Raw genomic sequence first — 24,521 nt, forward strand, 5'->3', positions numbered from 1 at the left:
ACCGACGGCGAGCTGATCGCGCGGGCACTGGCCTGCGGAGATCTGCACCATGCCGGGGAACTGGTCCGATGGTACTTCCGGGTCCAGCTCGCGGGGGCGACGGCGCGGCTGCGCAGGCTCCAGCGCACCGTCACGGTCGACCTCGACGGCCGGCCCCTCACCCACGGCGAGCTCATCGCGCTGGCCAAGGCCGCCACCACCCTGCGGCAGCGCGCCCAGATCGAGTCCGCCCTGGCCGTCGCCGACGCGCGACTCCGCGACGCTCGCCGCCAATGGCTCGACGACCACGCCGAGGCCAGGGCCAGACTCGGGTTCGCGACGCACGGCGCCCTGGTGCGCGCGCTGCACCCGGAGGTCGACCTTTTCACTGAGCACGCGCGTGCCTGGCTGGACGAGACCCGCGCGGACTTCCTGCGGCAATGGCGTCGCTGGCGCGAGCGCGACGGGCTGGCCGCCCCGGCGCTGGGTGACGCCCGGCTCATCGCCGCCCGCGCCGCCGTACCCGAGCACGCGGCCGGACCGCTGGCCAGTGTCCGCTCGACCGTCACCGCCTGGGACCTGGGCGAGCACCTGGACCACATCCTCGTCGACGACGCTGTACGGCCCGGCAAGGCCGGATCCGCCTTCTGCTCCCCGGTCGCGCCGCCGGCCGACGTGCGCGTGTCCACACCCGGGGGCAGGACGCTCGGCCACTACGTCACGCTGCTGCACGAGTTCGGGCACGCGCTGCACTTCACGGTGGGTGTCCGTCATCCCGCCGACCTGTGGCGCGTCCCCGTGGCGCTGAGCGAGGCGTTCGGCTTCACCCTGGAACGGGTCGTGCACGAGCCGGACTGGCAACGACGCCACCTGGGCACCGTGGTCGACTCCGAGGCCGTCGAGCGTGTCCGGTTCGCCCGCGAGCACGTGCGGCGCGTTGTGGCGACCAGCCTCTGCTTCGAGATGGCCGTCCACGACGGCCACCCGGATCCGTCCGCCGAATACCTGCGCTGCTATCAGGCGGAGTTCGGCATCACCGTCGACGGACGGGTCGCCTGGAACCGACTACAGGCCTACCTGGAGGGCCACCCCTGTTACCCGCTGGTCTATCACCAGGCGTTCTCGCTCCGGGATCGGCTCTCGGACCACCTCGTGGAGCGGGCGGGAGAGCGCTGGTACGCCGGGCCTGACGCGGCACGGGCCTTGCGGGCGTTGTTCGGGCTATTGGCCACCACCGACCTGGACGACTGGTTCGGCCGCTCCCCCGGCGGCGTCCCGCGCGGCAAGGCCCACGGAAAGGGCGAGCTCGTCCCTGGCCTGGCCGACCAGCCTGCGCAGGAGCGGCGACCGGCCGTCCCCGAGCATGCGATCGACCTCGGCCAGCGTCCGTCCTGACACCGACCACGTGGGGAACATCAGGGTCGCGGCGGCCCGTGCCGGTTCCGCGTCACCGGAACTCACCAGCAGCGGCGGGATGTCGCGGACGTAGCGCTCGGCGAAGGCGGCGATCAGGTGGTGCTGGGCGGGATGGACGAAGCCGCTCGCCAGCGCGCCGATCTGGGCCGGGCGCCCGCTGCCCAGGATGGCGTTCCACGCCCACTGTTTGGCATCCACTGCGGGCACCGAGGCCTTGAGCCGCTCGACGCGCCTTTCCCCCGCGCCGGTCATGCCGTCGATGATCGGATCGACGGTGTCCCCGTGCGCGACCAGCGCCCGGGCCAGCCGCCATCGAAGGTCCTCGTCCACCGGCCGTCCGGCCAGGACGGCTCGGTGAAACCAGTCACGCACCACGTCGAGCTGGGCGGAGGTCAGAGCCGCGTCCGCGACAGCGCGGACGGACACGAGCCGGTGGTCGGCGCCGGTGTCCTGGCGCGTGGCCAAGTCGAGCAGGTGGTCGACGAGGGCGGGCCAGCCACGGGTACGGGCCCAGCCTTGCTCGGTGTAGGCGCCGAGCACGGTCGCGGCCTGGCGCAACAGCCGCTGCACCACGCCGATCTGCGTCTCGGCTTGAAGACCGCCGATGACCATCGTCAGGAACCGCCTCGGGGGCAGCTCGCGGTGCCGCACCATCTCCCACGCCGCCGTCCAGCAGAGCGAGCGTGCCATGGGGTCGGTCAGGTGGCCTATCCGGTGGATGATCTCGTCGGCCGACCGGGCGTCCAGGACTATCCGGCAGTAGGTCATGTCACCGTCGTTGGGGAGAACCAGAAGACCAGGCCGGTGCCCGATCAGCGCCTCCACGCTCGTGCGGGCGCCTTCGACGTCGACCTCGTGATGGGCCACGCGCACCAGGGCGCCGCACCGGTCCTCGGCGTAGACGCCCACCGCGAGGCGATGCGGTCTGAGCGATCCAGCCGGTTCCTGAAGGAGGTCGAAACGGGTGAAGCGTCCGGTGTGGTCGAGGCTGAAGTCCGCCCTGATCTCGGTCAGTCCGGCCGAGTGCAGCCAGGAGCGCGACCAGGCGGTCAGGTCATCGCCGGCCTGCTCCTGCAGAACGCTGATCATCTCGGTATGGCCCGCGGTGCCGTAGGAGTAGGTGGCGAAGTAGCGCCGCATCCCCGCGAGGAAGCCGTCCAGTCCGAGGTGGGCCACGAGCTGCCGCAGCACGCTGGCGCCCTTGTGGTAGGTGAGCGCGTCGAAGGCGGTGGCCACCGCACTCAGGTCAGGGATGTCGGCCACCACCGGATGCGTGGACGGCGACTGGTCCTGAGCGTAGGCCATGGCCTTCTTGCCCGCCGTGAAGTCGGCCCATGCCTCGGCGTACTCGGTGATCTGGGTCTGCGCGTGGATACCGGCCCAGGTGGCGAACGCCTCGTTGAGCCACAGGTCATCCCACCAGCGGAAGGTGACGAGGTTGCCGAACCACTGGTGGGCAAGCTCATGAAAGATCATTTCGCAGCGGCGGCGGTGGGCGTGCCGGGTGACGGCCCGGTCGAACACGAACGTCTCCGCGGCCAGGACGCACCCGGCGTTCTCCATCGCCCCGAAATTGAACTCCGGAACGAAGCAGAGGTCGAGTTTCGCGAACGGGTAGGGGCTCGCGAACGCCTTGGCGAAGAAATCGATCCCGGCGCCGAGCTGCTCGAACAAGGCCGGTGAGTCGACGTGTCCAGCCAGGGAGCGCCGGGAGTGGACGCCCAGCGGCACGGAAGCCGGGCCACCGGCCGTCCACGAGGCCCACGGGCCGGCCGCGACGGCCACGAGGTAGGTGCTGATCGGCGGAGTGGGCGCGAACCGATGCACCTCGGTCAGGACGTCAGGGCCAGACCGTTGGCGGCGGCCGAGCCGGCCGTTGGACAGGACGGTCCACGCGGCGGGCACCCGCACGCTGATCTCGAAGGTCGCCTTGAGGTCGGGCTGGTCGAAGCAGGCGAACACCCGGGGGGCGTGGTCGGCTTGGAGGTGGCTGTAGACATACACCTCCTGGTCCGCCGGATCCACGAACCGGTGCAGACCCTGGCCGCAGGTCGAGAAGTCGTAATCGCCGTCGACGGTCAACTCGTTGACGGCCGCCAGTTCGGGAAGGTGGATCCGCCCGGTGTCGCCGCCGTACTCCAGCGAGCGTCCGTTCAGCATGACCGAGCGTACGCGCCGGGGTAGGGCGTCTACCCAGCTTGAGGCCCCCGGCCTGGCGCACGTGAACAGGATCTTGGTCCTGGACCGGAACGTCGGGGCGTCGACCTGGCTCAGATCGAGGTGCACCTGATAGGAGCGCGACTGGAGCAGCGCGGCTCGCTCGGCAGCCTCGGCGCGGGTCAGCGAAGTGCGCGAAATGGCGAAACCTCCTGGACAGGGAGTTGTCTAGACTGGGGTCACTGTCGCCGGACAGGCCCGCCACACGGCCGTGCCGTTGTTCTGCGGGAAAGGAGCCGAGCACCGTGGCCGAGCACGACGAGCCCGTTTTGCTGCCGGATGAGAAGTTGCCGCCCGTCGCGCCCGATGTGCCACGTCCTTCCCGGGTGGCCGAACCCCTGACCCAGGAGCAGAGCGCCAGGATCGCCGCGGGCTTCAAGGCACTCGCCGACCCGGTCCGGCTGCGCCTGCTCTCGCTCGTGGCCTCCCACCTCGACGGGGAGGCCTGCGTGTGCGACCTCGTCGGGGCGTTCGATCTGACCCAGCCGACCATCAGCCATCACCTGAGGGTGCTGCGAGACGCCGGGCTCGTAGAGTCGACCCGACGGGGGACCTGGGTTTACTACCGGGTCGTGCCCGAAGCGCTCACCTCGCTGACGACGATCATCGCACTGCCTTCCGTCGCCGCTCGCTAGCAGAGCCGCTGGGTGGTCTTCCATCACCCTCCTGAGTTCGTCAGGACGAACGCCGCACACGAACAAAGATGACAACGGCTGCCGCAGGGTTATTCTATCATCCACATTTATAGCCATCAATATGTTTTATTGGCAAACTTCGGGGATTATTGATAATTTCTTGTCGGACGTCAACCGCTTGACCGCCTGACAAAATTGTTGTTATCTTGCCCTCGAACAGCGCGGCAAATCCGGAAATGACCTGAAAGTACCATTGCCGCGACCGAGAATACTCACTCGTGCTGCACAGCTCCGCGATATCCCGCGGAACCCCCAGCACCACAAGCGAGGCGGGTGTCGGTTGATCAACTTTCTGACCTTGAGCGGATTCTTAGGAGCCGGTAAGACGACCACGCTCGTCGCGGCCGCGAAACTCCTCCAGTCGCGAGGGAGCCGAGTCGCGGTCATCACCAACGACCAGGGAACCGAACTGATCGACACCCAGCTGGCCCGCTCCGCCATCGCCCAGGCCGGCGAGGTCACCGGGGGATGCTTCTGCTGCCGTTTCGAGGACCTCCTCACCGTGGCGCATCGCCTGGTCGACGAGCACGGGGTCGACACCCTGCTCGCCGAGGCGGTGGGGAGCTGCACCGATCTGCAGGCGACGGTCATCCGACCACTGAGCGCCCACTACGGCGACAGCTTCACCCCTGCGCCACTGGTCGTGGTGGTGGAGCCGGAACGGCTACAGACCCTCCGAACGACGCTGCCGCTGGACGATACCGACTCGGATCTGTCCTACCTGTTCGGCAAGCAGCTGCAGGAAGCCGATGTGATCGCGCTCAACAAGGTCGACCTCCTGGGCGAGAACGAGGCCGCCGCCCTGCTGGCGGACCTTCGCGACCGGTACCCCACGGCGACCGTACTGGGATACTCGGCCAGATCCGGCGCTGGCCTCGACCAGTTCGTCTCCCACTGGCTGGGACCATCGCCCGCCGGGCGCGACCTGGAGATCGACTACGACCGTTACGCCAACGCCGAGGCTGCCCTGGCGTGGCTGAACCAGAGCCTGACCGTCACGGCGGCAGAGGGGTTCGATCCCGACGCGTGGGCCCGATCACTGCTGGAGCACTTGTCCGGCGCCGCCGCGCGAAGTGGCTGGATGATCGGCCACGTGAAGATCAGCCTGGAGTCCGCTGCCGTCCTGACCAAGATGAGCGTGACCACCAGCGGCGGAGAGCCGACCGTGGACCGCGCCGCGGGGACGCGGTTCACCGAGGCCGAGGTGCGGATCAACGCCCGAGTCGCCTGTGAGCCCGCCGAACTCGACGAGGCCGTGGCCGAGGCGGTCAACACGGTGACAGCCTTGACCGGGACCTTGGCCCTCCAGCACGCGGGCGTTCCCTCGTTCAAACCGGGATATCCCCAGCCCACCTACCGGATCCCATCCGGAGCATTCCCCGGCTGAAGCCTCGCCTGGGTCGCGACCGCCTGGGTCGGCGACCGGGTCCGTCCGCCTCACCGATGCCTCCGATCAGAGGCCGGGCAGATCGCTTCCCGGCCTCCGCGAGGCATGCCCTTTCACCCTCGCCCCGGATGCGAGCCGGCAGTGAACAGGAGACGCCCGCATGTCATTCACCTCCGTCCTGGTCTTCTTACTGGTCGCGGCGCTGGCCGCGGTCAACGGCAGCAACGACGTGCCCAAAGGCGTCGCGACCCTGGCCGGGGCCGGGGTGACCCGGTACCGGACCGCCATCCTGTGGGGAACCGTCACCACGCTGGCCGGGTGCCTGTGCTCGCTCGCCCTCGCCTCGAAGATGACCGCGCTGTTCTCCTCCGGAGTCGTCACCGCCGAACCGACCAGCGCCTTCGCCATGGCCGTCCTGACCGGCGCGGCCGGCTGGGTCGGCCTGGCCACCGTGTTGCGACTGCCGGTCTCCACCACTCATGCCCTGCTCGGCGGACTCATCGGCGCGGGCCTGCTGTTCGCCTCGGACTCCATCGCCTGGAGATCCATCCCTGAACGACTGATCGCGCCCCTGCTGATCAGCATCGCCGTGGCGTACGCCATCACCCTGATCCTGGCGCTCCTGTTCGGCCGGGTGAAGAACACCGGTGGGATCCCCGCCCCCGCCCCCGTAACGCCTGATGGGGGTGCGGCGCCGCTCCAGTCCACCGAGCCCGCCGTAGCCGCCAGGGAGGCGACCACCCACCAGCTTCTGACGGCGGCACACTGGCTGACCAGCGGTGCCACCGGCTTCGCCCGCGGCCTCAACGACACCCCGAAGATGGTGGCGATCGGCGCGTTCGCCCTCGTCCCCGCCGGGATGACGACGTGGCAGATCATGCTCGTCGTCGCCCTTTCCATGGCCGTCGGCTCCCTGGTCGGCGGCATGCGGGTGGCCGAGCGGCTGGGCCAGGGCGTGGTGAAGATGAACCACCGGGAAGGCTTCCTCGCCAACCTCACCACGGCAACCCTGGTCGGCCTCGGCGCCGGGTACGGCCTGCCCATGTCCACCACCCACGTCTCCACCGGCGCGATAGCCGGATCAGCGGGCCCCAACCTCAGCCGCCTCAGCGGCAAAACCCTGCGCGACTTCCTGATCGCGTGGCTGATAACCCCCATTTTCGCCGGCGCCGTCGCCGCCCTGGTTTTCGCCATAGCCGGCTAATACTCCAACCGTAGCCAGCGATCTCGCCTCATAGCGGTGTGTAGAGACGAGTACGGCCACCACCGCCGCGTTGGTCAGGTCGTCCAGTTCTCCACCCACCCCTTGATCCGATTCAGTGACGGGAAAGGCGGAACTCCATGCCTTCCGGGAAATCACCAGCTCGGCGGGAAGCACCGGCTCACCACCCACACGGGTGCCGGGTGGGTCGAACAACCGATCACGCCAACGCCGAACCTCGCCAACCGGTACGCCGGCGAGCTTCGGCTGGGCATCGTGCAGAAGGGCCCGCACCGGGAGGCGCGGGCCCTTCGCCTATCCAGGTTCAGACAGACACGCCGCCGAACACGCCGTTCTTCACACCCGCACGGAACACGTCCCACTCAGCGGCGGTGACCCGCAACACCGGCCCGTACGGACGCTTACTGTCCCGTACCGCCATACCCTCGCCGCCCAGCGAAGCCAACTCCACACACTCACCGCCGTTATCTCCTGAGTGCGAGGACTTGATCCACCTCGGGTTGGTCAGGTCATCCATTTCTCCACCCACTCCTTGATCCGATTCAGGGATTCACCATGCGGTAGCGCGCTCGTGCGTACAGCTTCGTATCGTATTTGGATGTCGCGTACCTCCTTGGGCTGGGCAACAACGTGCCCCTTACCAGCGGATTCCAGATAGGCGACTTCACGGCCGTCACGCAACTGCGCGAGGAAGAAGCCTCCCAGCAATCCTGCGGTGCAGGATGCGACCACTGGGACTATCTGGAGCGTGATACATGGATGCTCGGCCATGGTCAACAGATGTTTCAGCTGTCGTTCCATGACTGCACCGCCATCTGACCTCCGAAGGCATCCGGTGCCACATCTTCAAAAGGATGCGGCTCGTGATCGGCACCGAAACGGTCCCACCGCAGCGCGCGTACAACCCCACGGAGATGATCGTCTACGGCCCGGACGCGAAGGGACGGGCGAAGGTCACCGTACGCACGAGGCTCTGGGGAACCGCGATCATGATCACTCCTGCGGGGGACATGCCGGAGTTCCAGTTCCCTGTGCAGCAGGTCTCGGAAATCCTCCGCTGGCTCCGCCTGCTGGCCTGGGACGACCTCAGCCTCGGGGACTGCCGTCCTCACCCCTGAGATCGGGTCACCACCACATCGCCGTCGCGCGGCGGCGCTCGCATCCGTCCCGCCTCACGGGAGCGGTGACGGCATTTCCTTTATAACGGGAAATAGTCGTCGGATTTAAATCTCCCGCATGTCGGACAATAAGCGCGACGACCTGAATAAGTAGGCTCGAAACAATGGCGCACGCGATTCACCCTGCGCCTGGACGGAGCAATACCAAGAGCAGAGGACAGCTTGATGATATATCTCGGTCGCCGTCGCGTCGTGCCGCGAAAAACCGCCCGTTCCTGGCTGGCCGCGACTCTCACGACCATTGTGGCCATGGGAGTCGTGGTGACGACGCCACACACCGCTGGGGCCGCGCAGGCTCCGGTGGGGCTCGGCACAGCCACCAGCTACGCGGTCCTCGCCGGGTCCGCGGTCACCAACACCGGCCCCACCGTCGTCACCGGGGACCTGGGAGTGAACCCCGGTTCGGCGGTGACCGGCTTCCCGCCCGGCACCGTGATCGGGACCATCCACGCGGCCGACGCCGCCGCTGTACAGGCCCAAGTCGACCTGACCACCGCCTACAACGACGCCGCAGGCCGGACCCCCGTCACCACCGTGCCCACGGAACTGGGCGGCACCACCTTGACGCCAGGTGTCTACACCTCGGCGGCCGGCACCCTGGGGATCACGGGGAACCTGACCCTCGACGCCCAAGGCGACCCGAACGCGGTCTTCATCTTCCAGGCCGCGTCCACCCTCATCACCGCGTCCGCCAGCACGGTGACGCTCATCGGGGGCGCCCAGGCGTGCAACGTGTTCTGGCAGGTGGGCAGTTCGGCGACCCTTGGAACGAGTTCCAGCTTCGTCGGGAGCATTCTGGCACTCGCGTCCATCACGGTGACCACCGGCGTGACCGTGAACGGTCGCCTGCTCGCTCGCAACGGCGCGGTCACCCTGGACTCGGACACCGTCACGCGTTCCGACTGCCTGATCCCTCCTGACAGGACGACCACCACGACGGTGACCTCGTCGTCACCCACGGCTCAGGTCGGAACTCCGGTCACCTTCACCGCGACGGTGACCTCCGCGGCGGGGTTGGTCCCCACGGGCACGGTCAGCTTCACCTCCGGCGGAGTGGGCATCGGCTCGGCCCCACTGGACGTGAACGGCCACGCGAGCCTGACGGTCTCGAATCTTCCGCTCGGGCCACACCAGATCGTCGCCACCTATTCGGGCTCGGCACAGCTGAATTCCAGCATCTCAGCGCCGTTGACCCAGATCATCGTCACCGGCCCCATCCCACCCACTCCGACCCCGACCCCCACTCCCACCCCCGCCCCGACGCCGACGCCGACGCCGACGCCGAGCCCGACGCCGAGCCCGACCGCCGTCCCAGGTGGCTCCGCGCTGGCGAAGGGTGAGGAGAAGAAGATCGACGAGAAGCCGAGGAACGCCAAGGCTCGCGATCAGCAAATCCGGGAATGGGACCGCAGGCATCATCGCCGGGAGCACGGCCGCCTGGTGACCGTCCAGACACTCCACACCCTCCACGGAGTGTTCAGTGAAGGCGGTCACAGAGGCCACCACAGCACCCACAGATCCTGGTCCGCACACCGACCGGGTCATCACCACGGGTACGGAAAGCCCCACAAACACAAGCGCCCGCATTTCCGTACGCACCACAAGAAGCACCCGAAACTGCGCACGAGGATCGCCGTAACCGGCTGACCCACCACTGGCTTGGCGGCCCTGCCCGAGGCGGGGCGAGGGTCTTATCTGTCCTCAGGGACCGATTCGATGAGGCGGACGAGGCCCCTCGCGTCGAGGAGGTCGACGGGGCGTACGGTCTCGTTGGCGCGGACGTAGTGGAAGGCGGCGCCCACCTTCGGAATCGGGACGCCCGCGAGGTGGGCCCAGGCCAGCCGGTAGGCCGCGAGCTGGACGGCGGAGGCTTTGGCCGCCTGCCCACGCGGGCGCTCCCCCGTCTTCCAGTCGACCACCACGTAGCCGTCGCCGTCGGCGAAGACCGCGTCCATCCGCCCCCGGACGAGCCGGTCGGCGATCATGGTCTCGAAGGGGACCTCCAGGTCGACCGGTTCGAGGGCCGCCCACTGGCTCTCCTCGAACCGGGCCTGCAGCTCGGCGAGCTGGACGTCCACCCCGGAAAGGTCGTCGGAAGCGCCGGGCAGCTCGAAGTCGTCGATCAGGCGCTGCTGGCCCCACCGCCCCTCCAGCCAGCGGTGGAAGGCCGTGCCCCTGCGGGCGAGCGGCGCGGGCTTGTGGGGCAGCGGGCGGCGGATCTGCCGCGCCAGCGCGGCCGGGTCGGCGGCCAGGGTCACCAGCGACGAGACGGTGAGGTGCGCGGGCAGGTCCACGACGGCTCCGCCGCGCCGCCTGGACTGGTCGCGCTCCTTGAGCAGCAGCTCGGTGTCCCGTGCCCAGGCGCGCACCCGCTCTTGCTCCCAGTCCTTCATCGCACTCGGAGAGGTCACAGTGCTCCCCGGACTCCCAGGACTCGTCGAGGGGGCGGGGTCGGTGGAGGCAGGGTTCGGGAGGGGGGTGATGCCGTTGATGGCGTTCATGACCATCTCAGCCCCGCCCTGGATGGCCTCGTACCGCTCGCCCTCAGGGGTGACCGGCCACTGCTCAGCGGGAGGCTCGGCCAGCAGGGGGTTCGCGGCGTCGTCCTCGATCTCCGGAGCCCAGTAGGCCACCTGCCCGGACGCCTCGCGGATCTCCAGCAGGAAGTCGGAGGGGTCGAGCGGCCTCGCGGCCGAACCCCACCGGTAACCGGACGCGATCAGCAGGTAGTGGGCCCGCGTGACGGCGACGTACGCGAGGCGCCGCTCCTCCATGAGGTCGCGCTCGCGGCAGCGCTCGTCGAACTCGGCCAGGTCGTCCTTCTCCAGGCCGTTCAACACCGGCAGGTCGTCCCGGTCGCCCCGCAGGGAGTACGGCAGCTTGCGGGGGTTCTCGGTCCACCGGGAGTTGGTGACGGGCGTGGCGGGGAAGACGCTGCCCTTGGCCAGGGCGCCCTTCTGGGTGGTGAGCTGCGAGAGCCCCGGCACGATGACGACCGGCCACTCCAGCCCCTTGGAGGCGTGCACGGTCATCAGCTTGACGCTGTTGGTCTCGCCGACCCGCCCGGCTTCGAGGCCGAACTCCTCCGACTCCGCCGCCTTGAGGTACGCGAGGAAGGCGCCCAGCGTGGGATCCTCGGCGTCGCCGGCGAACCTGGACGCGGCGTCGAGGAACGCGTCCAGGTCGGCGCGGGCGGTGAGCGGCCCGCCGCCCCTCGCCGCGACCTCGACGTCCAGGCCGAGCCGCCGCTCGATCTCGGCGATCAGGTCGGGCAGCGGCTGGCCCGTGTGCGTCCGGAGGACGCGCAGCTCCTGGGCCAGGCGCGGCAGGCGAGCGCGGGCGAGCGGCGAGAAGGGCTCCAGCCACTCGGGCCGGTCGGGCAGCTCGTCCAGCGCGTCGACCAGGCTGCCCCGCTCCTCGGCCATGTCGGCGACGACCTGGTCCAGCGGGTCGTCCCCGGCCGGGCCGCCCCGGTTGGCGACGGTCAGCTCTCTGGCCAGCTCGCCGAGCACCTTCAGGTCGGCGGGGCCGATGCGCCAGCGCGGCCCGGCGAGTAGCCGTACGAGCGCGTCGCCCGCGGTCGGCTCGTACAGCACGCGTAGCGTGGCGACGAGGTCGGCCACCTCGGGGACGGTCAGCAGGCCGCCGAGCCCGACCACCTCGACCGGGATGTCCCGGGCCTCCAGCGCCCGCCGCAGCGCGGGGAACTGCGCGCGCTTGCGCGCCAGGATGGCGACGTCCTGCGGTTGCAGTGCCATCGCGCCGCCCCAGGTGCCGCCCGGCTTGACCTTGTCGCGCAGCTTGTCGCGCTCGCCCTCGCCCCACGGCAGGCCGTCGGGCGCGACCTCCCTGCCGAGCATGCGGACCACGCCGTCGGCGATCCAGGCGGCCTCGTCCTCGGCGGTCTGGTGGAACGCGGACACGACCCTTCCGCGCCCGACGCGGTTCACACCGGGCACGAGCACCGGCACCTCCCGCGCCTCCTCGCGGAGGGGAAGCTGCACTCGGGCCGCGACGTCGAGGACCCGCTCGCCGTTGCGGAAGCTGACCGAGAGCCGGCTTACGGAGGCGGGCTCGCCGGTCGTGGTGGGGAAGTCGTGGAAAAATCGCTTGAGGTTGCCCGACGAGGCGCCGCGCCAGCCGTAGATGGACTGGCAGGGGTCGCCCACGGCGGTCACCGGGTGGCCGCCGCCGAACAGCGCACGCAGCAGGACGAGCTGGGCGTGGCTGGTGTCCTGGTACTCGTCCAGAAGGACCACCGAGAACCTGCCGCGCTCGATCGCGCCGACCTCGGGGTGCCGGTCGGCGATGCGGGCCGCGAGGGCCATCTGGTCGCCGTAGTCGATGACCTCGCGGCTGCGCTTGAGCCGGTTGTACGCGTCGACCATCGGCAGGAACTGCTCGCGGATGTCCTGCGTGCGCACGGGACGCCGCTGCGCGAGCGTCGGCCTGCCGCCCAGCTGGGCGAAGCGCTCGTCGAGCCAGTGGCCCACCTCACGCACCTCGTCGGGCGTGCGCAGGTGCTCCGACAGCTCGCCCGCGAGGTCGAGCACCGCCGCGGTGACCGAGGGCGGGGCGAGGTCGACGCGGTCCATGGGGCCGTCGTACCGGCCCACCACGCGGGCCGCCATCTGCCACGAGATGGCCGGGCTCACCAGCCGCATGGTCGGTTCGAGCGCCTCGCGCAGGGCGTGGTCGGTGACCAGCCGTGCCGCGTACGCGTGGTAGGTGGACACGGTGGGCTCGGCGTCCAGCAGCTCGGGCGGGGCGAGGCCGACCTCGGCGAGCCGGGTGAGCCGCTTGCGCACCCGGGCGGCCAGCTCGGCGGCGGCTTTGCGGGTGAAGGTCAGGCCGAGGACGCGCTCGGGGCGGACCAGGCCGTTGGCGACCAGCCAGACGACCCTCCCGGCCATGGTCTCGCTCTTGCCGGATCCCGCGCCGGCGACCACCACCATCGGCTCCCTCGGGGCCTCGATGACGGCGGCCTGGTCAGGGGTTGGCGGCGGGATGCCGAGCTTCTCGGCCAGCTCCATCGGCCCGATCAGGGCCGGGCGTGTCATCTCCGTGGCGGAATCGGCCTCCGGGCCCGGCGTGGGCGGCCCTAGCAAACCTGGCCCCCGCTGTCGTTGACCGGGCAGCTCACCTTGGCCGCGCAGGTGCGGCAGCCGTCGTTCACCTTGGCGGTGAACACCCCGGCGGCCATGCCGGTGGCCACGGTCTCGACGAGCTCGCGGGCCCACTCGGGCTGGGGGTCCTCGCCGAGCGCGCCCTGCCGCTGCTCCTTGGCGACCTTCGCCTCCTTGCCGGCCGCCTTCCCTACCTGGACGAGCGAGGCGCCGCCCGGCTCGGTCATGCCGTGCCGCTCGAACGCCCCGAGGAGCGTGGCGAGCTGGTAGACCCCGAGCTGCGGGTGGCGGTCGAGCTCCGCGTCCGGCGGCTTGGCGGTGCCGGTCTTGAGGTCGATGATCACGGCCCGGCCCTCGCCGTCGCGCTCCACGCGGTCGACGCGGCCACGGATCTGCACGCCGTCGGACAGGACGGCCGTGAACGCCTCCTCGACCGCGACGAGCTCCCTGGGGTTCTCCTCGTGCCAGGTGAGGAACCGGGCGACCATCTGCTCCGCCACCTTGCGCTGCTTGCGGTTGAACCAGACCCCGCCGAAGTCGAGCTCGTCCCAGATCTCGTCGAGCCGCTTGCCGAGCGTGTCGCCCGCCTGCCCGGCCACGGCCAGGACGGCGATCGCGTGGATGACGCTTCCAAGGCTGCGGGACATGTCGGTGCCCGAGGCGCCGACGGCCGTCTCCAGCAGCCAGCGCAGCCCGCACTTGGTGAAGCTCTCGACCGCGGAAGGGGAGACCCGGACGATGTTCTCGGGCCAGCTCAGCGGGCGGTCGTCGGAGATCGGCGTGAGCGCGTACCACTCGTCGGGGTGGGCTCCGGGGACGCCGGAACGGGCCAGCCGCGCCAGGTGACCGGCCGCGGCCGTGCGCATCGGCTCGGGCCTGGTCGGGTCGCACACGGCCGCTCTCAGGTCGGCGACCAGCGCGGACATGCTCAGCCAGCGCGCCCGGTCGTCGACGGCGGCCTCCTCGACGGCCCCGGGGAGCAGCTCGGACAGGAACCGGGACGGACGCTCATCGGTGTCCTCACCGCCCACCGCGGTGACCACCAGGCGGCGGCGCGCGCGCGTGGCGGCAACGTAGAACAGGCGCCGCTCCTCGGCCAGCAGTTTGGAGGCGAGTGCGGCGCCGGCCGCGTCGGCCCCGTCGAGCACGGAACCCTCAGACAGCTCGACCAGCTCCTCGATGCCGAGCAGCGACCCGCGCAGGCGCAGGTCGGGCCAGACGCCTTCCTGCACCCCCGCGACCACCACGACGTCCCACTCAAGACCCTTGGAGCGGTGGGCGGTCAGGATGCGCACGGCGTCGCCGTCCGGCGCGTGCTCGGCCAGCGAGTCGCCGGGGATCTCCTGCGACATCAGGTCGTCCAGGAAGACCTCGGGCCCGGCGTGGGGCAGGCGGTCGACGAAGCGCGCGGCGTAGTCGAACAGCGCCACCACCGCGTCGAGGTCACGGTCGGCCTGCGCCCCCTTGGCCCCGCCCGCGAGGCTCGCGTCGGTCCAGCGCTCGGCCAGGCCGGACGCCTGCCAGATAGCCCACAAGGCCTCCTCGGCGGTGTCTCCCCGGCTCACGGCCTCGCGGGCGGCGGTGACCAGGGCGGCGACGCGCTGGGCACAGGCGCCGACGTGCGGCTCGATCGGGATGAGCTCGCGCGCGTCGCGCACGGCCGCGACCAGCAGCTCGTCGGACGAGCGCGGGGGCAGGGACATCGGGCCCGCCGGAAGCGCCGCCGCCGCGAGCTCGGCGATGCGCAGCGCGCGGCGCAGGCGGCGCACGCCTATCGCGTCGGTGCCGCCCAGCGGGCCGGTGAGCAGCTCCTCGGCCGTGGCGACGTCGAGCGTGGCGGGGTGGAGGGCCACCCGCAGGAGGGTGACCAGCTGCCGCACGCCGGGCTCCTGGATGAGGGGCACCTCGTCGCCCGCCACCACGACCGGCACGCCCGCGGTGAGCAGGGCGCGACGCAGCATCGGCACCTGGCGGCCGGCCGACCGCACGAGCACCGCCATGCGCGACCAGGGCACTCCTTCGAGGAGGTGCGCCCGGCGCAGCGTGTCGGCGACGACGGCGGCCTCCTGGGTCTCGCTGTCGGCGAGGAGGACCCGGACCTGGCCCTCGTCGGCGCTCTCCACGGGAAGCAGGTCGCGATGCTCGCCACGGGCACGGCCCGCGCTCGGCGGCACGGGCAGGCGGGACGCGACGCGGCGGGAGGCGGTCAGCAGCTCGGAGCCGCTGCGGCGGCACACCCGGAGCGCGACGACGGGCGCCTCCTGGCCCTCCAGCGTGCGGAACCTCTCGGGGAAGCTCAGGATGCCGCGCACGTCGGCGCCGCGGAAGCCGTAGATCGACTGGTCGGGGTCGCCGACCGCCACCAGGTCGCGGCCGTCCCCGGCGAGCTGCTGGAGCAAAAACTCCTGCGCGGGGTCGGTGTCCTGGTACTCGTCGACGAACACCACGTCGTAGGCGGCCCGCTCGCGCTGCCGTACCTCGACGTCGGTCAGCAGGGCGGCGGCGGCGCGGATCAGCTCGGCGTAGTCCAGGGCGGGGCTCGGGTCGAGGTCGAACCGGTCGGCGTACCGGTACGCGAACCGGCCCGCGGCGACCCAGTCGGTGCGGCCGTGCTCGCGGCCGAGGACGACGAGGTCCTCGCCGTCGAGGCCGCGCTCGGCACCGCGCGCCAGGAAGTCGCGCAGCTCCTCGGCGAACCCGCGCGTCTTCAGCGCCTCACGCATGCTGGAGGGCCACTGCCTCGCGCCGTCCTCCAGCTCACCGTGGAGCAGGCGGCGGATCTCCAGGAGCTGCTCGGGGCCGGTCAGCAGGCGCGGGGGTGCGTCGCCGGCAAGCACGGCCTCACGGCGCAACAAGGCGTAGGCATAGCTGTGGAACGTGAGCGCGAGTGGCGTTCGCGTGGTGCGGCGCATACGGCCGGTGATACGCTCGCGCAGCTCCTCGGCGGCCTTGCGGCTGAACGTGAGCACCAGCACCCGCTCGGGGTCGGCTCCACGCCGCTCGACCCGGTCTACGACGCTCTCGACGACCGTGGTGGTCTTGCCGGTGCCGGGGCCCGCGAGCACGAGCAGCGGGCCGCCCTCGTGGCGCACGACCGCACGTTGGTGCTCGTCGAGAGCAGGGGGCATCGCCTGCCCCGTGCTTCCCCGCCGCACCAGACGGTAGGCCTGACCACTCACAACACGCTATTCCACCAGACCACACGGGTAGATCGTGCCGACTCGACCGTACGGTGCGTGTGTCGATCTCCGCCGAGCACGGCAAAACACGTTACCGGGGGGTTGATCCGGTCTCCGGGAGTGACACGGCCCACAGCCGAAAAGCCTTCCGCCCGGTCCGCTTCGGCCCTGATTGGCCCTGTATCGCGGCAGGGCGCGCTGCCAGCATGGCCAGCGGATGAGCAGCGGGGCTTCACGGGGAGGGCGACATGCCGATGACCACCGCGCTCGGCGGGACGGCGACCACATGACCGGGACCGGTGTCAGTGATCGGCGGCGGGGGGCGGTGGGGGCGGCCACGGCGATGTTCTGCGTCGGCACGCTCACGGCGGTGTCCCCTGCGCTGCACGACTACCCGATCTACGGCGGGCAGGCCCTGCGGTACGCCGCAGGCGCGGTCCCGCTCTTCCTGGTCATGCGGGCACGCGGGCTCCCCAATCTACGGCTGAACGCCCGGGAGATCATCCTCATCGTGCTCCTGGCGCTTGCCGGTGGTGGCCGGTCAGCCGAGCGCGAGGCTGACCGGGGTGAACAGGTGATCGAGGTCGCCGGGGAGCGGGCCACCGTGCACCATCAGGGCCGTGTCGAAGGCCATGGTGAGCCCGCGCGCCACCGCCCAGGCCGTCAGCTCGGCGTGCCGGGTGTCGATGTCCAGGCGGACCTGCCCATGCGCTCCGGTGACCAGCTCGGCGATCAGCGCCTGGGCCACGGCCGTGCTCTCGCCGACCACGGGCCCGGCGACGACGTGGTCCACCCTGCGCCATGCCGCGCCGAACCCGACCATCGCGCCGCCGCGCTCGACGACCCGGGTCTGCTCCGCGAAGGTGAACAGCCGCGTGATCAGCCGCGTGCGGGGCGCGCCCGACGCGCGGGCGTCCAGGGCGAGGACCGCCTCCAGGTCTCCCTCGTGCGCCGGGCGGACTCCGTCGAGCTTGTAGTCCTCGGGTTCGGGGACGAGGTGCCCGATGTGCGTGGCCACCGTGCCGACCGTCTCGAAGCCCAGCTTCTCGTACAGTCCCCGGCCGTACTGTGTCGCGGTGAGGAAGACCGTCGCGTCACCGGCCTGCTGGAGGGCGTGGAGCATGAGCCGGCGTCCGAGCCCCATGCGGCCGTGCCGGGACGCCACCAACACCATGCTGATCGCGGCTAGGCCGCTCCCGTAGCGGGTCAGCACCGTCGTGCCGGCCAGGCCGCCTGCGGGGTCGTCGATGCCATAGACCTCGCCGACCTCGAAGAGCAGGCGCCACTTGGCCTCCTCGGGAAGCCACTGGCGGTCGATGGCCAGCAGCAGGCAGTCGCGCACATCGCCGGGACCGAGCCGCCTGACCGGTACGTCCGTGACGCCTGGCCGGCCGGCGAAGACCGATTCCATGGATTACCCCCGAAGATGCGTCCTGGGCCCCTCGAACCCGCTCCGTCCGGCATCATCGACCACTTCCGGTGACATATCCACCGATTTTCCCCTCAGCAAACGGCCCCGCGCAGCCGGTCGGGGGACAGGGAGCCGACACCATCCTTCGCCCACGGTGCTCGTCAGGGGAACCCCTGGGGTCAGCCCTCGTACACCCAGCCGGTGTCCTGAACGCGGGTGACGCGTTTCCAGGTCCGGGCGTCGCACGACGTGGCGGCGAGGCTCCGGAATCCGCCGTCGCCGACGAGATGCGTCTCCGACAGGTCGAGCCAGCTGTCCTTGGTCGCGTGCGGATCCCACCCGGCCGTCGGGATGGCGAGGTACTCGCTGCGGTCCGACTTGTCCTGGCTAGTGATCTTCAGGACTTCAACTTTGCGCGGGTGAGTGCGTACGACGAGGCAGGGGCGGACCTTGGAGCCCGAGCCGTCGGAGTAGGGGACGTCGGCCCACCAGATCTGGCCGGGCGCGGGCCGTGAGTCCCACGCCGGGCTCGGCGGGCGTGAGTGCACGGGCAGTGGCCGCCGCCCCGGCCCGGCGGAGGGACGGCCCTTGCGTCCGGGAATGGGCTGCTTGCGCCCGGGAGGGGACGGCTTCCGCCCGGGACGGGACGCTCCGCGCCGGCGCGGAGCGATCCTGTCGCGTACGAGCAGGGCCGTGACGCCGGCGGCCACGAGCAGCACCACGCACAGCACCAGCACGGCGCCCAGCCGGTCACTCACCATCAGACTCCGCTCCCCGGCCCGCTCGATGCCCACGACGACCAATGGCACCGATCATCCCACGCTCCGTGCTAACCGCTTCATCAGCATTTATGCCCCAGCGCCCGCGGGGATCAGGGATTCGTGCTGAAGATGTGGTCGACGAGCCTGGCGGTGGCCTTGCCGTCGTCCCGCGGCGCGTAGGTGCGGACGAACGAGTCGTACCGGTCGGCGTAGTCGCCAGAGAGCGCGTCGATGAGGCGCACCGCCTCGATCACGTCGCTCCCCTCCGACAGCAGCGGACCCGGCGCCTGGGTGCGCAGGTCGAGGTAGAGGCCGCGCGTGTTGCGGTAACGCTCCAAGTCGTATCCGAAGAAGACCATCGGGCGCCGGGTCACCGCGAAGTCGAACATCACCGAGGAGTAGTCGGTGATCAGCACATCCGCAATCAGCAATAGATCGGCCATATCGGGATAAGTCGTGACGTCGAGGGCGAAGGGGTACTCCCGGCTCATCGGCCCGGGACGCACCAGCGACGCGGGACCTGGGACCACCAGCCCGGGAACCGCCGGCGGCGCCTGCATCATGTGGCCCCTGACCAGCAGCACGTGGTCGCGCCCGAGCACCCGCCTGGCCTCGGTCAGGTCGAGCCGCAGCGAGCTGCTCCTGCGGTCGTGGTCGCGCCACGTCGGGGCGTACAGCACCACGCGCTTGCCCAGCGGCACGCCGAGGCTCCGCCGCACGGCGGCGGCGAGGTCGGACCGGTCGTGGGCGAGGACGTCGTTGCGCGGGTAGCCCGACTCGACGATCTCCCCGCCGTACCCGAACGCGCGGCGCAGCACCTCGGAGGCCCACGGGCTCTGCGTGACGAGCAGGTCCCAGTTGGCCACCTCGGCGGCCTGGCGGAACCACGCGGCCGGCCTCGGCTCGCGCGACATGTGGCGCTGGTCGCCGCCGACGCGCTTGAGCGGGCTGCCGTGCCAGGTCTGCACGCAGATCTGGTCCTCACGCGCACGGAACCACTGGGGAAGCAGCGTGTTGGTGATGATGTGGCTGGACCTGGCCAGCACCGTGTAGTGCTCGCGGCTGCCCTCGCGCACGACCGTGGGCGTGATGCCGGGGCCGAGGCCCAGCGCGGCCGAGTCCGGCGGGACGAAGGCGCCGTCCTTGACGACCCAGATGTGCTCGCGGTCGTCGCCGCGCCGGAGCCGCTCCTCGTAGATCGCTCGCGCGCTGTCGGAGTAGGACCGGCCGTCGAAGGAGACGTACACCGTCGCGTCGCGCAGCTCGCGGCGGCGCTCGGCGGGATAGTGGACCCTGCGCAGCGCCCAGAGGCCGCCCGCGCCCTTCTCGTCGTCCGGCTGGTGCTCGGCGGCGACCAGTACGGGCACGTCGAAGCGCGTGGCCACCAGGCGGTACTCACGGTCGCCCACGATGTGGACGCCCTCGTCCAGCGTGTCGAGCAGGCGGTGGTCCACCCGCAGCGGCGCGGTCGTGCCCTTGCCGCCCGCCACCGACAGGCTCCAGGCCCCCGACGCCAGCGCCACCGTGCCCGCGAACCGCGGCATGGCCCCGGGCGCGAGACGCACGGAGAAGCCGGGCCCGGAACGCTCTAGAGGCACGCGGTAGGTCAGGCCGGCCCGCTGGCGCAGCACCAGCTCGCGCAACCCCGGGTCGGTGTCGGGATAGGTGCCCGCGAGCGTGAGCGTGCCGTCGTCGCCCCACGACGCCGAGGTGATCACCGGCCAGACGCGATGGGCCGAGATCACGGCGCGGTCGCGCCGGTCGCGCAGCACGGTGACCTCGCGGCGGTCGATCGCGATGTGGGTCTCGGCGGTGTCCGCCATCATGACCGGCGCGGCCGGATCGCCCCTGGGCTCGATCCAGAGCCGGCGGGCGTCCCGCTCCTTCATCAGCGCGGGCACGGGGAGCGCGACCGAGAACCGCGTGCCGCCCTCGACCGGCGTGAAGTCGGCGGCGATGCGGTGGCCGCCGAGGCGGGCCCTGCCCTTGGTCACCGTCGTGCCGGGGAGCAGGCCGGTCAGCTCGACCTGGTCGCCGACGTGCGCGACGCCGGTCAGCTCGGCCCTGGTGGGCTGCAGCACGACCTGGAAGGCCCGGTCGGAGGTCCACGCCGGGCGCACCCACCAGCCGGGACGGACGCGGAGCCCGGCCGGGCGCTCGGTGCGCCCCACCACGGGACCGCGCAGGGCGCCGGTGGCCCGCGCGCCACGGCTCCAGATGACGATGTCGGCACGCCAGGTGGTGGTGTCGGGGACCGCCGGCCGGTGGCGCAGCAGCCGCTGGGCGCCGTGGACGGCGGCGCGGACAGCCGCGCGCCAGCGCAGCGACCACGGCCGTACCTCGGCCACGAACCCGGCCCAGTCGTAGTTGCAGCCGGGCTCCCCCGCGCCGTAGGTGGCCTCGGGGCGGTAGACGCGCCGGGTGCGGGCGGAGATGGGCGGCAACCAGCGAGGGCCCCTCAGCACCACGGTCGCGCGGTTGAAACGCCGGCTGCGCACGGACAGCCCCACGAGGTAGGCGTGGCCGGAGACGCGCAGGCGCCCGCCGTGCCAGGAGACGTCGTCGACCTCGGTCACCGGGACGAGGTCGGACCTGCGCAGGCGGAACAGCGCTTCGGGCGCGACCACGGGCAGGTCGGCGTACCACGCGAGGCCCTTGCGCACCCTCTTGGACGGCTCGGCCGTGGCGGCCACCAGGTTGGCCAGCTCGTCGCCCTGGGCGAGCTCCGCCGGGTCGCGGTTCTCGATGAGGTAGCAGGCCAGCCGCCGGGCGACCGGCAGCCGGCGCTTGACCGAGGGCTCCACCTCGGCGAGGTAGTCGCGCAGCAGGTCGATGGCGTGCCGCAGGCGCGTGGCGTCCCGTCTGGCGGCGGTCTCCAGCCGCAGGGCCAGGGGCCCGTTGAGCGCCTCGGCGTGCAGCCGCCGGCGCTCTGAGCGGGACAGGCCCGTGGAGTGGACGGCCGCGATCAGCGCGTCGAGCGGCTCTCCCCTGTCATAGAGGTCCTGGGCGGCCCGCAGCCGGTCGGCGACGATGTCGCCGGTCCGCGCAGGCGTGGCACCGGTGGCCATCAGGGAGGCACCGCCTTTCCAGTCTGACCGCAAAGGGCGTCTCTGGAATGGTAATGCGACTTACTGTGAACTCACTGATGATCTCCCTGCCATCGGGCATGGCGCATGTCAGCGCGGTCGCCCCGGAGTGGCGTGCCCTCGTCCCTCCACCGGACGAGGCACCGGCTCTCGTGACCTGGGGGCGGGGTGCCGTCGGCGTGGACGACACGCCACCAGGGAACGCCCCCGCCCCAGGTGGACATCACGCGGCCCACCTGCCTCGGGCCGCCTTCGGCGAGGTATTCGGCGATGTCGCCGTAGGACATGACCCTTCCCGGCGGGATGCGCTCGACCAGGTCGAGCACCCGCTCGGCGAAGGGGGTCGGATCGCTCACGCGCTCCATTGTGCGGGGCCGAGGGAGAGGATCTCCTCCAGCTTCCCGAACTCGTAGGCCGCGTCGCCGTTCACCTGCTCGACGATGCCGTCTCGGATGCCGTAGGCCTCGCCGTCCTCGCCGACCAGGCTCCCGCCGAGCATGCCGGCGAGCCGGGCCAGCTGTGCGACCTCCCAGTCGGAGGTCGGCTTCCCGTAGAGGCGCCCCTGCCAGATGGCGATGGCGTACTCTGCGTCGCCGTGGCGCGCGAAGACCTCACCGGCCTCCGGTGTGCCGCGCAGCTCCAAGCCGACGTCCGCCGACGCCGTCGCCTTCGTGAGCTCGGCGTAGGCGAGCGGCGATTCACGTTGTACACGCAACTCGTATCCCACGAGACGGGAACCCTAGCGAACCTTTACCGATCACTGGTACAGGAAAGTCCAAGTTCGGTCAGACCGCATCCGAAATGCTGCCGAACGGCGGCCGAATAGCGCCCCAATCGCGTCCACCACGTGATCATTGCCGTTCGGAGCGCCGGGTGAGCACCACGACACCGGCTCCGAACCCGACGAGCCCGAGGAGAACGCCCGCGCCGTAGACCCAGAGTCGCACAGGATCGGGCCCCGGCGGGGTAGGCGCGGGAGCCGTCGTGCCGTTTCCGAAATGAAGGTCGCTCCGCACAGGAAGCGAGGTGGTGTATCCCGTGAGCTCTCCGGCGCGCTTGAGCGCGGCGGCCACGTCGACGACCCCGAAACCCACTTTGTCGTTATAACGGGCGTTGGGCTTCTGACGGGTGGTGGACGTGAGCGCACGGGCAACCAAATCAGGGCTTAGATTCGGATATTTCGCCTTTATAAGGGCGGCCGCTCCCGCGACCAGCGCGGTCGACGCGCTGCTTCCCTCCATCTGCTGGTAACCGCCGCCGGGAACCGCCGCGGGGACGCCCACGCCGGGCGCTCCCACCAGGACCGAGAGGTTGTCGCTGCTGAACCCGGTGGCCTTGCCCCGCTTGTCGACCGCGCCGACCCCGATCACCCCCGAGTAGCCCGCGGGGAAGCTCCAGAACGAGGTGCCGTTCTTGCGCGCGTACTCGGAGTCGCCGTCGTTGCCCACGGCCGCCACCAGGACCACGCCGCGCGCCAGCGCGTACGCGACGGCCTGCCGGTCGGCCCGCTGCGTGGCGTACTCCCCGAGCGACATGCTGATGACCTTGGCCCCGTGGTCGGTGGCGTAGCGCAACGCCCTCGACAGCGGGCTCTCGCTGGGAAGGCCGAGACCGTCGTCGGGCTCGACGAGGTTGTATTCGGGCTCGTCCTCGGAGATCACGGGAACCGACAGGATGCGCGCGTCGGGGGCCACGCCGAGCAGGCCGCCACCGTGGCCGGACCCCGCGATCAGCGAGGCCATCGCGGTGCCGTGCGGCCCGACGGGCGCCGGGCCGTCGTCGAACACGCTGGACCTCATGTCGGGCGCGACGGTGACCTTGCCCTTCAGCACCGGGGTCCTGGGGTCGACGGCGCTGTCGACCACGGCCACCGTCACACCGGCCCCCCTAGTGAGGTTCCACGCCTGCTCGGCGTTGAGCGCGTCGAGCACCCATCGTTGCTGGTCACGCACGCTGTCAGCCCGGACGGGAGCCGCGAGCAGCCCGGCGAGGGCCACCGCCCCCGCCACCGCGCAGGCGCGCGCCCTCAACACACGTTCCCTTGGGTGCACCGCGGGATCTCGGGTGGCGCGGACAGGCCCCGGGCGATGTGCCCGGCGACCGACTGCGCCGTCGGCCACAGCTCGCTGTGCGGGATCTCCTCGATGGGCACGGACTCGCGCGTGCGGCCGTCGGTGTAGCCGGCGGCGGAGAAGACGATGTACGGCCCCGCGCCCGCCCAGCTCGTACGCTGGCGCTGCGCGGCGCCGAAGGACTCGGTGACCGTGCCGGGAAACGCCACGGGACGCACGCCCACACGGTCGTCGACGGGCAGGTCACCCCCGGTCTGGACCCGGGTCTCCTCGTCGTCGAGCACGGCCACCCCCACGGTCATCACGAAGGTCGAGGTCTGGTCGACGTACGTCGCGCGCAGCATGGTGCGGCAGCCGTGCTGCCGCAGGACCGAGGCGACGGGGGCGTCCACGACGGACGCGCACGGCGCCTCCTTCGCGATGCCGACGCGGCGGGCGTACTGCCGCACCCGGGACAGGCCGAGGTACTCCACCTCGGCGGGGAAGACGGCGTCGGCCCGCCAGGCGTACCAGCGCCGCGCGACGTCCTCCTCGGCGAAACGGGCGCGCTCGGCGACCGTGAGCGGCCGCGCGCGGGTCTCCTGCAGCAGGCCGACCACGCCGAGCAGCACGTCGGTCGCCGCGATGGCGAGGATGGTGCCCATGATCAGGAGGAACAGCGATCGAAACCGGATGCCCCGCTCGAGCTCCATGCGGTCGAGGGCCGCCCGCACGCCCGCGGCACGCGCCCTGGCGCCGGTCCACGGCCGCGCTCCCCCACGGGCGGCGCCATCGCCTGAAGGAAACCTTCCC

Annotated in this window: 16 protein-coding genes and 1 pseudogene; 5 read left to right on the forward strand and 12 right to left on the reverse strand. The window is 71.1% G+C overall.

Going from position 1 to position 24,521, the window contains the following annotated elements; all coding sequences use genetic code 11:
• Positions 1-1,200: 1,200 nt before the first annotated feature.
• A complete protein-coding gene (gene pepN, locus AB0O34_RS13865) occupies positions 1,201-3,681 on the reverse strand; it encodes an aminopeptidase N (protein WP_363915702.1) in 2,481 nt (826 codons plus the stop codon).
• 218 nt (positions 3,682-3,899) lie between these two features.
• Between pepN and AB0O34_RS13870 the strand changes: the two genes are divergently transcribed.
• The 3 genes from AB0O34_RS13870 (at position 3,900) to AB0O34_RS13880 (ending at position 6,898) form a co-directional block, all read left to right on the forward strand.
• Positions 3,900-4,247 (forward strand): metalloregulator ArsR/SmtB family transcription factor, encoded by a 348-nt coding sequence (locus AB0O34_RS13870; RefSeq protein WP_363915726.1) that lies wholly within the window; start codon positions 3,900-3,902, stop codon positions 4,245-4,247.
• 340 nt (positions 4,248-4,587) lie between these two features.
• Complete coding sequence (locus AB0O34_RS13875) at positions 4,588-5,694, forward strand: GTP-binding protein (protein WP_363915703.1); 1,107 nt, start codon at positions 4,588-4,590, stop codon at positions 5,692-5,694.
• 160 nt (positions 5,695-5,854) lie between these two features.
• Positions 5,855-6,898 (forward strand): inorganic phosphate transporter, encoded by a 1,044-nt coding sequence (locus AB0O34_RS13880; RefSeq protein ID WP_363915704.1) that lies wholly within the window; start codon positions 5,855-5,857, stop codon positions 6,896-6,898.
• A 322-nt stretch (positions 6,899-7,220) separates the two neighbouring features.
• Here the strand turns inward: AB0O34_RS13880 and AB0O34_RS13885 are convergent, their stop codons facing one another.
• Together AB0O34_RS13885 and AB0O34_RS13890 are read right to left on the reverse strand one after the other, a co-directional pair.
• Positions 7,221-7,433 (reverse strand): DUF397 domain-containing protein, encoded by a 213-nt coding sequence (locus tag AB0O34_RS13885; protein ID WP_363915705.1) that lies wholly within the window; start codon positions 7,431-7,433, stop codon positions 7,221-7,223.
• Positions 7,421-7,732 (reverse strand): annotated as a pseudogene (locus tag AB0O34_RS13890) (Scr1 family TA system antitoxin-like transcriptional regulator); the annotation flags it as partial. The pseudogene AB0O34_RS13890 and the gene AB0O34_RS13885, both read right to left, overlap by 13 nt.
• A gap of 47 nt (positions 7,733-7,779) precedes the next feature.
• Between AB0O34_RS13890 and AB0O34_RS13895 the strand changes: the two are divergent.
• Together AB0O34_RS13895 and AB0O34_RS13900 are read left to right on the forward strand one after the other, a co-directional pair.
• A complete protein-coding gene (locus AB0O34_RS13895) occupies positions 7,780-8,034 on the forward strand; it encodes a hypothetical protein (RefSeq protein WP_363915706.1) in 255 nt (84 codons plus the stop codon).
• 321 nt (positions 8,035-8,355) lie between these two features.
• A complete protein-coding gene (locus tag AB0O34_RS13900) occupies positions 8,356-9,741 on the forward strand; it encodes an ice-binding family protein (RefSeq protein ID WP_363915707.1) in 1,386 nt (461 codons plus the stop codon).
• Positions 9,742-9,785: 44 nt separating this feature from the next.
• On the opposite strand, the gene AB0O34_RS13905 is transcribed toward AB0O34_RS13900, so the two are convergent.
• From AB0O34_RS13905 to AB0O34_RS13945, 9 genes are all read right to left on the reverse strand, one after another.
• Entirely contained in the window at positions 9,786-13,154 is a 3,369-nt protein-coding gene (locus AB0O34_RS13905) for a UvrD-helicase domain-containing protein (protein ID WP_363915708.1), read from the reverse strand.
• A 41-nt stretch (positions 13,155-13,195) separates the two neighbouring features.
• Positions 13,196-16,348: an ATP-dependent DNA helicase gene (locus AB0O34_RS13910; protein ID WP_363915709.1), complete on the reverse strand. Its 3,153-nt coding sequence runs from the start codon at positions 16,346-16,348 to the stop codon at positions 13,196-13,198.
• Positions 16,349-16,940: 592 nt separating this feature from the next.
• Positions 16,941-17,810 (reverse strand): GNAT family N-acetyltransferase, encoded by an 870-nt coding sequence (locus AB0O34_RS13915; protein ID WP_363915710.1) that lies wholly within the window; start codon positions 17,808-17,810, stop codon positions 16,941-16,943.
• Between the two features lie 179 nt (positions 17,811-17,989).
• On the reverse strand, positions 17,990-18,619 hold the full coding sequence (locus tag AB0O34_RS13920) for a type II toxin-antitoxin system PemK/MazF family toxin (RefSeq protein ID WP_363915711.1): 630 nt from the start codon (positions 18,617-18,619) through the stop codon (positions 17,990-17,992).
• Between the two features lie 62 nt (positions 18,620-18,681).
• Positions 18,682-21,639 (reverse strand): CDP-glycerol glycerophosphotransferase family protein, encoded by a 2,958-nt coding sequence (locus AB0O34_RS13925; RefSeq protein ID WP_363915712.1) that lies wholly within the window; start codon positions 21,637-21,639, stop codon positions 18,682-18,684.
• Positions 21,640-21,710: 71 nt separating this feature from the next.
• On the reverse strand, positions 21,711-22,022 hold the full coding sequence (locus AB0O34_RS13930; protein WP_363915713.1) for an MGMT family protein: 312 nt from the start codon (positions 22,020-22,022) through the stop codon (positions 21,711-21,713).
• On the reverse strand, positions 22,010-22,372 hold the full coding sequence (locus AB0O34_RS13935) for a hypothetical protein (protein WP_363915714.1): 363 nt from the start codon (positions 22,370-22,372) through the stop codon (positions 22,010-22,012). The genes AB0O34_RS13930 and AB0O34_RS13935 overlap by 13 nt, the downstream gene beginning before the upstream one ends.
• Positions 22,373-22,508: 136 nt before the next feature.
• On the reverse strand, positions 22,509-23,687 hold the full coding sequence (locus AB0O34_RS13940) for a S8 family serine peptidase (RefSeq protein WP_363915715.1): 1,179 nt from the start codon (positions 23,685-23,687) through the stop codon (positions 22,509-22,511).
• Positions 23,684-24,442 carry a hypothetical protein gene (locus AB0O34_RS13945; RefSeq protein WP_363915716.1) on the reverse strand — a complete coding sequence of 253 codons (759 nt, stop codon included), beginning with the start codon at positions 24,440-24,442 and terminating at the stop codon, positions 23,684-23,686. Before AB0O34_RS13945 ends, AB0O34_RS13940 begins: the two co-directional genes overlap by 4 nt.
• Positions 24,443-24,521: the final 79 nt, after the last annotated feature.

It is taken from the genome of Sphaerisporangium sp. NPDC088356 (assembly GCF_040685555.1).
In the GTDB taxonomy this organism is placed as follows: domain Bacteria; phylum Actinomycetota; class Actinomycetes; order Streptosporangiales; family Streptosporangiaceae; genus Sphaerisporangium.

Excerpts from the sequence above, each read along its gene's own strand:
- AB0O34_RS13880 (WP_363915704.1), top strand. The coding sequence starts at position 5,855 with ATGTCATTCACCTCCGTCCTGGTCTTCTTACTGGTCGCGGCGCTGGCC.
- AB0O34_RS13885 (WP_363915705.1), bottom strand. The coding sequence starts at position 7,433 with ATGGATGACCTGACCAACCCGAGGTGGATCAAGTCCTCGCACTCAGGA.
- AB0O34_RS13905 (WP_363915708.1), bottom strand. The coding sequence starts at position 13,154 with ATGACACGCCCGGCCCTGATCGGGCCGATGGAGCTGGCCGAGAAGCTC.
- AB0O34_RS13910 (WP_363915709.1), bottom strand. The coding sequence starts at position 16,348 with ATGCCCCCTGCTCTCGACGAGCACCAACGTGCGGTCGTGCGCCACGAG.
- AB0O34_RS13915 (WP_363915710.1), bottom strand. The coding sequence starts at position 17,810 with ATGGAATCGGTCTTCGCCGGCCGGCCAGGCGTCACGGACGTACCGGTC.
- AB0O34_RS13925 (WP_363915712.1), bottom strand. The coding sequence starts at position 21,639 with ATGGCCACCGGTGCCACGCCTGCGCGGACCGGCGACATCGTCGCCGAC.
- AB0O34_RS13930 (WP_363915713.1), bottom strand. The coding sequence starts at position 22,022 with ATGGAGCGCGTGAGCGATCCGACCCCCTTCGCCGAGCGGGTGCTCGAC.